We start from the raw sequence: 346 nt of genomic DNA, 5'->3' as shown, positions 1-346 counted from the left end.
GGCGGTGCCCTTGTCGGCACCGGGCGTCTTCAGCTCCAGCACCATATGGCCCGGTTGGCAGCTCAGGCCGGTCTGGTCCGCCAAATCCTGCGCCAGCGCCCTGGCGGGACCGGCCGCGTCGGGGGCCAGGCGATAATGCAGACCCGCCGAGACACCCTTGTCCTCGACGATCACGCCCGGCCGGTCGGCGGCGAAAGTCTTGAAGGCGGCCAGGGCGCGGGCCACGCCCGCATCCGCGGCAAGGCGCTGGATCGACCCATCCTTCAGCCGGCGCTCCAGCCCATGGACGCCGGAGCCGGACACCAGGGCGTTGTCGGAAATCCGGTCGATCTCGGCGAGGGTGCGG

General features: G+C 71.7%; 1 protein-coding gene. It reads right to left on the bottom strand.

Annotation, left to right across the window (positions count from 1 at the left end; translation table 11 throughout):
* Positions 1-346 (bottom strand): trehalose-phosphatase (locus CVH10_RS18615; RefSeq protein ID WP_219924820.1); only part of this gene is annotated, 346 nt, incomplete at both ends.

The sequence above is a fragment of the Halomonas sp. ND22Bw genome (assembly GCF_003011945.1).
Classification (GTDB): Bacteria; Pseudomonadota; Gammaproteobacteria; order Pseudomonadales; family Halomonadaceae; genus Halomonas; species Halomonas halophila.
The sequence above is the reverse complement of the archived record's forward strand: the minus strand, read 5'-3'. Positions and strand labels throughout refer to the sequence as shown.